Raw genomic sequence first — 6,173 nt, 5'->3', positions numbered from 1 at the left:
GTCTCCGATCGTCTCGGCGGCAGTCCACAGACGAAAGCCAAGGCGCTCTTTCAAAATTGTGAAATTCTGACTAGGATTTTCACCAATCGCAGCGCATTCAGGTGACCTTTGGCGACAGCATTCTCCGATCCGATCTGGCGCAAGCCACAGACAGCTTCCACGTTTCAATCGCTTCCCAATGGCGAACGTGTCGATCTCGCCATCGTTGGCGGTGGCATCATGGGCTTGTCGACCGCCTTGCATGCCGCCCGGCTTGGCCTGTCGGTGCAGGTGCTGGACGCTGGCGAGATCGGCCAGGGCGCATCAGGCTTGAATGGCGGTCAGGTCATTCCCGGCCTGAAATACGATCCGGAATGGCTGCTGGAGCATTTTGGCCCGGAGCACGGCGAGGCGCTTGTCAATTTCGCGGCGTCGACCGCCGATGCGGTGTTCGAGCTGATCCGCGACGAGAAACTGGCGGTGCCGTTCGTTCGCAATGGCTGGATCCAGGCTGCGCACACCGAGGCCGCACTGAAGGCGGCGGTAAACCGTGATCGGCAATGGCGGGCGCGTGGTGCCGACGTCCGGTTGCTCGATGCGGCGGAGATCGCGGCCAAGACCGGTGCACAGGGTTATCTCGGCGGCTGGCTCGACCGCCGCGCCGGTGTGATCGATCCGCTCGCCTACACGTGGGAACTTGCTCGGGTCGCGACCGCGGCTGGAGTGAGGATAGCCGGACATCAGAAGGTGGTGCGGCTAGACAAAAGCGACGGCGTTTGGCGTGTTTCAACTGAAAACGGGGTGCAATTGCAGGCAAAGGCGGTCGTGCTGGCGACGAACGCCTACACGGACGGTCTGATCCCCGGTCTCGCCCAGACGATCGTGCCGCTGCATTCTTTCCAGATCGCTACAGCGCCGTTGCCGCCCAACCTGGCGGCCACGATCCTGCCGGAAGGACAGGCGGTGTCGGACTCCAGGCGCATCCTCGTCTACTACCGCAAGAGCGCCGACGGCCGGCTGGTGCTTGGCGGCCGGGGTCGCATGGCGCTGCCGACGAGCGCCGGCGACTGGGCGCATCTCGAGCGGGCGCTGCGGCGGCTCTATCCCGTGCTGTCCGGTGTCGCCATCGAGAAGCGCTGGTTCGGCCGCGTGGCGATGACGCCGGACCATCTGCCGCACATCCATGAGCCGGAGCAGGGCCTGCTGGCCGTGGCCGGCTGCCAGGGTCGTGGTGTCGGCCTGATGACCGCGCTTGGCGAGCGCATCGCCGGCTATCTCCAGAGTGGCGATGTCAGGCAATTGCCCTTCCCGGTCTCGCCGATCCGACCGATCCCGTTTCACGCCTTCCGCCAGGTTGGCGTCGCCGCGACCATCGCCTGGTACCGGCTGCTCGATGCGTTGGAGCGCTGACCAAAGCAATTCCTGTCAATGGGGTTCCGTTTGGGATTCCGCTTGACAGTTTCATGAATATGAAAAACTCTAAGATAATTTCAAATTTCCGATAGGCAGGTCGATGTCGGCCCTAGTTGCAACATCAGCGCCAGAGGCCCGGTCTTCTCAGGGCTTCCGGGTCGCCATGCTGCTGCCGGGCGCGCTGGTCACCTTCCTGCTGATCCTGTTTGCCCTCGGCCTCGTGCTTTTTCTCGCCTTCCGCGGCAATGACGGTTCGCTGCTCGGCGCCGGCTTCACCGTGGCGAATTTTGTCACCGTGGTGTCCGATCCGCTGTACTGGACGGTGACGCTGCGCTCGCTGATCATTGCCGCTCTGGTCACGCTGGCGACGGTCGTCACCGCTTATCCCGTCGCCTACTACCTCGCCTTCCACGCCGGCCGGCGGCGCGGCCTGCTGCTGTTTCTGGTGACGCTGCCATTCTGGACCAGCTATCTCCTGCGCGTCTTCGCCTGGAAGATCGTGCTCGCCTATAATGGCGTTTTGAACTCGGCGCTGATCGAAAGCGGTATCTGGTCCGAACCGACATTGGCCTTTCTCAACACGCCGGCGGCCGTCGTCGTCACGTTAGCGCACGCCTATGCGCCTTTCGCCATCCTGCCGATCTACGTGGCGCTGGACACCATCCCGAAATCGCTGATCGAGGCCGCTTCCGATCTCGGCGCGCGGCCCTTCACTTCCTTCCGCCGGGTCGTGCTGCCCAATTCGATGCCGGGCGTGCTGGCGGCAGCCCTTGTCGTCTTCGTGCCGACGGTCGGTGACTATGTCACGCCGGCGCTCGTCGGCGGCCCGGCCAGCACCATGATCGGCACGCTGATCCAGGCGCAGTTCGGCAAGGCCAATGACTGGCCGTTTGGCGCCGCACTCTCCGTCGCCGTCATGCTGGTCATCCTTGCCGTGGTGCTGGTCGCGCGTTTCGCCGACCGCAGATTTGGCAGCCGCACATGAGCGCTGCACGCACGCAGGGAGGCGGCCGCTGGCTCGGCGTCTACGTCATCGCCTATCTGGTCTTTCTCTATCTGCCGGTGCTGCTGATCCCGCTGTTTTCCTTCAACAACTCGATCCAGGCAGCGTTTCCGCTGCAAGGCTTCACCTTACAATGGTACGCGACACTGTTCGGCAATTCGGCGCTGACCGGTGCACTCTTGAACAGCCTCGTCATCGGCGCCATTGCCGCCACGGGCGCGACGCTGTGCGGCATCACCGTATCCTACATGGACCTCTACGGCCGCTCGCCGCTGGCCGCCACCATCAGCGCCATCGCAAGGCTCCCGATCCTGATCCCCGGCGTCATTGTCGGCATATCGCTGCTGATCCTCATCAACCTCATTGGTCTGGGGCCATCGCGCATTGCCATCGTTCTCGGCCACATATTGGTCGCGCTGCCGACGACCGTGGTGATCATGCGCAGCCGCTTCGCCGCCATCCCGAAAACCATTCGCGAGGCGGCGCTCGATCTCGGCGCCTCCGACTGGACGACGTTCCGGCGGGTCATGCTGCCGCTCAGCCTGCCGGCCATCATTTCGGCCTTCATGCTGGCCTTCCTGATCTCCTTCGACGAATTCATCGTTGTCTTCTTCCTCGCCGGCACCGAGCCGACGCTGCCGCTCTACATCTGGAGCCAGCTGCGTTTTCCAAAGTCGCTGCCGACGGTGATGGCGCTGGGCACTTCGATCCTGGCTGTGTCCTTCATCATCGCTGCAGCAGCTGAAATCCTGCGCCATCGCGGCTTGTCCGCCACGGCGCCAAAGCCCGCGGATCCATCACAACCAAAACAAACCAAGAGAGGAGAACTGCAATGGCATTCGACCTGAAATCGATCTCTGCAAAGACTGTTTGCGCTGGATTGACGGCGTTCGCGCTGGCGCTGTCGTCGACCGTCGCTTTCGCCGGCGACAAGCTGCAATATTTCACCTGGTCGGGCTACGAACTGCCCGATTTCAACAAGAGCTTCCTCGCCGCGCATCCCGATGGCGTCGAGGCCTCCATCTTCGGTGACGACGATGACGCCTTCACCAAGGTCAAGGCCGGCTTCCGCCCCGACATCGCGCATCCCTGTTATGACAAGGTGGCGCGCTGGAACAAGGAAGGCCTGCTGCAGCCGATCGACACCAAGCGCATCAAGAACTGGGATTCGATCTTCCCGGTGTTCAAGAACCTGCCCGACCTGCAGGCCGGCGACGGCAAGGTCTGGATGGTGCCATGGGACTGGGGCAACACCTCGATCCTCTACCGCACCGATCTGGTGAAGAACCCGGAAGCGAGCTGGAACCTTTTGTGGGACAAGCAGTATGCCGGCCGCATGGCGACGATCGACGCGGTGCATGACACGCCTGTGGTGGCCGCGCTGCTCGCCGGCGTCAATCCGTTCGACATGACGCCGGAGCAAATGGACAAGGTGGCCGAGAAGCTGCGCGAGCAGCGCCCGCTGCTCTCCAACTACACCACCGACATGACCTCCGTCGAACAGGCGTTGGCCAGCGGCCAATTGGTCGCCGCCATGACCTGGAACGCGTCCGCCACGTCGCTGAAGAAGCAGGGCGTGCCGGTCGAGTTCATGAAGCCGAAGGAGGGCATGCTGACCTGGGCCTGCGGCTTCGTCATGCTCAAGGACGCCAAGAATGTCGATCTTGCCTATGACTTCATCAACAGCCGGCTGGATGCCGACTCCGGCAAATACCTGATCCAGGCCTATGGTTACGGCAGCTCGCTGAGCTCCGCCTTCGCCACCGTGCCGAAGGCGGAATTGGAGAAATTGCAGCTGCCATCCGATCCCGAGGTGTTGCTGAAGACCACCATCTTCACCGGGCCGATGAAACAGAATGACGACCTCGCCAAGATGTTCGAAAAGGTCAAGGCAGGCGGGTGAGTTGAGGCCTGCCTTCTCCCCTTGTGGGAGAAGGTGGATCGGCGCGCAGCGCCGAGACGGATGAGGGGTGCGTGGCGGATCGCCGTCGTCGCCAAGCTGGAGCACCCCTCATCCGTCGCCTGCGGCGACACCTTCTCCCACAAGGGGAGAAGGGGGAGCTTATCGACGCTTCGCCGCGCTCCGATGGATAGACTGCAAACGAGGACGAATTGATGGACATGCTGGACGAACCGGCTGAGAAGCCGAAGGACGATGCCGATGTGCGGGTCGGCCGGCGCGTGCGGGCGCTGCGGCTGGAGCGCAATCTGTCGCTGGCCGATCTTGCTGCAAAAGCCGGGGTGTCGATCGGTGCGTTGAGCCAGATCGAGCGCGGCATGTCCTCGCTGCGCGTCAAGGTGATCTGGCCGCTCGCCGCTGCTCTCGACATAGAGCCGTCTGCGCTGATCGCAGACGGCAACGATGCCGTCAGCGATCTCTATTGTGTGCGTGCCGACAAGCGGCGGCAGATCCCGGTGAAATCGGAAGGCATTGCCAAGGCGCTGCTGTCGCCGCCGGGCGCGACGCTGACCGGCATGTTGGTGACGGTGGAAGCCAGTGGCGGCACGGCCGAAGCCTATGCCCATGCCGGCCATGAATTCGGCTTCGTGCTGGCCGGCGAGGTCGAACTGGTGGTGGATTCGACAAATTACGTGCTGAAGGCCGGCGACAGCTTTGCGTTCAAGAGCACGCTTTTGCATGCCTTCCGCAATCCCGGCGCCGAGCGTTGCCAGATCCTCTGGGTCAACACCACGAAGCCGTCCGAGGTTCGCGATGGCGCCTGATCCACTCGTGCGACTGCAGGCGGTCTCGAAGATTTTCCCTGGCGGCATCGTCGGGCTCGACGCCGTCGATCTCGACATTATCAGCGGCGAGTTTGTCACGCTGCTCGGGCCGTCGGGTTGCGGCAAGACCACCAGCCTGCGCGTCATCGCCGGTTTCGAAAGCCCGTCGAGCGGCAAGGTGTTGCTCGATGGTCGCGATATCACGGCCCTTCGGCCCTTCGACCGGCCGGTCAACACCGTGTTCCAGGATTATGCGCTGTTCCCGCACATGAATGTCGCCGAAAATGTCGGCTTCGGTCTGTCACTGCGCAAACTGTCTGGAGCCGAACAGGCAAAGCGCACCGGCGAGGCCCTCGACATGGTCGGTCTCGCCGACAAGCTTGGCGCCCGCGTCTCCGAACTGTCGGGCGGCCAGCGCCAGCGTGTCGCGCTGGCGCGTGCCATCGTCTGCGAACCACGCGTGCTCCTGCTCGACGAGCCGCTGTCGGCGCTCGATGCGCATCTGCGCGAGCAGATGCAGGTTGAACTGAAGCGGCTGCAGTCGCGGCTCGGCACCACCTTCGTCATGGTCACCCACGACCAGACCGAAGCGCTGTCGATCTCCGACCGCATCGTCGTCATGAACAAGGGCCGCATCGAGCAGATCGCGCCGCCGGCCACCCTTTACGACCGGCCCGCCACGAAGTTTGTGGCGAGCTTCATCGGCACCATGAATCTCCTGCAATCACGGTTTGTCGGCCGCGATGGCGGTCGCTTGCGTTTCACCGCTGGCACCTTGCCGCTGGAGGCCATCGCTGAAACGGGCCAGTCACCCGGGCAAGGCGAGATGCGCACCATTGGCGTGCGCCCGGAGGATCTGCTGGCGGCCACCGAAGCTGCGCCCGGCACCGCACCGGCGCGCGTCAACAGCATCGTCTTTCACGGCCGCACGCTGCGCCTGCATGCCGAACTCGGGCAGGGCGCCCCTGTTGTCATCGATGCACCGCGCCAGGCCGAGGGTTCCCAATTCAGCGTCGGAGACGTGGCGCATATCAGCCTGCGCCGTGGTGCCAAC

General features: G+C 63.6%; 6 protein-coding genes. All 6 read left to right on the top strand.

All coding sequences use genetic code 11. From position 1 onward, the window contains the following. Positions 1–108: 108 nt before the first annotated feature. Entirely contained in the window at positions 109–1,389 is a 1,281-nt protein-coding gene (locus tag EN750_RS14665) for an FAD-dependent oxidoreductase (RefSeq protein WP_127396841.1), read from the top strand. A gap of 103 nt (positions 1,390–1,492) precedes the next feature. Continuing rightward, a complete protein-coding gene (locus EN750_RS14660) occupies positions 1,493–2,377 on the top strand; it encodes an ABC transporter permease (RefSeq protein ID WP_127396840.1) in 885 nt (294 codons plus the stop codon). Continuing rightward, a complete protein-coding gene (locus tag EN750_RS14655; protein ID WP_127396839.1) occupies positions 2,374–3,243 on the top strand; it encodes an ABC transporter permease in 870 nt (289 codons plus the stop codon). The genes EN750_RS14660 and EN750_RS14655 overlap by 4 nt, the downstream gene beginning before the upstream one ends. After that, a complete protein-coding gene (locus EN750_RS14650) occupies positions 3,228–4,298 on the top strand; it encodes an ABC transporter substrate-binding protein (RefSeq protein ID WP_127396838.1) in 1,071 nt (356 codons plus the stop codon). The genes EN750_RS14655 and EN750_RS14650 overlap by 16 nt, the downstream gene beginning before the upstream one ends. Before the next feature lie 212 nt (positions 4,299–4,510). Beyond that, positions 4,511–5,119 (top strand): cupin domain-containing protein, encoded by a 609-nt coding sequence (locus EN750_RS14645; RefSeq protein WP_127328457.1) that lies wholly within the window; start codon positions 4,511–4,513, stop codon positions 5,117–5,119. Beyond that, on the top strand, positions 5,109–6,173 hold a 1,065-nt coding region (locus tag EN750_RS14640; RefSeq protein ID WP_145967653.1), incomplete at its 3' end, for an ABC transporter ATP-binding protein. The genes EN750_RS14645 and EN750_RS14640, both read left to right, overlap by 11 nt.

It is taken from the genome of Mesorhizobium sp. M7A.F.Ca.ET.027.03.2.1 (assembly GCF_003999175.1).
Classification (GTDB): Bacteria; Pseudomonadota; Alphaproteobacteria; order Rhizobiales; family Rhizobiaceae; genus Mesorhizobium.
Note: the sequence above shows the minus strand (reverse complement) of the source record. Positions and strands in the feature narration are given on the sequence as shown.

Excerpts from the sequence above, each read along its gene's own strand:
- EN750_RS14645 (WP_127328457.1), top strand. The coding sequence starts at position 4,511 with ATGGACATGCTGGACGAACCGGCTGAGAAGCCGAAGGACGATGCCGAT.
- EN750_RS14655 (WP_127396839.1), top strand. The coding sequence starts at position 2,374 with ATGAGCGCTGCACGCACGCAGGGAGGCGGCCGCTGGCTCGGCGTCTAC.
- EN750_RS14650 (WP_127396838.1), top strand. The coding sequence starts at position 3,228 with ATGGCATTCGACCTGAAATCGATCTCTGCAAAGACTGTTTGCGCTGGA.
- EN750_RS14660 (WP_127396840.1), top strand. The coding sequence starts at position 1,493 with ATGTCGGCCCTAGTTGCAACATCAGCGCCAGAGGCCCGGTCTTCTCAG.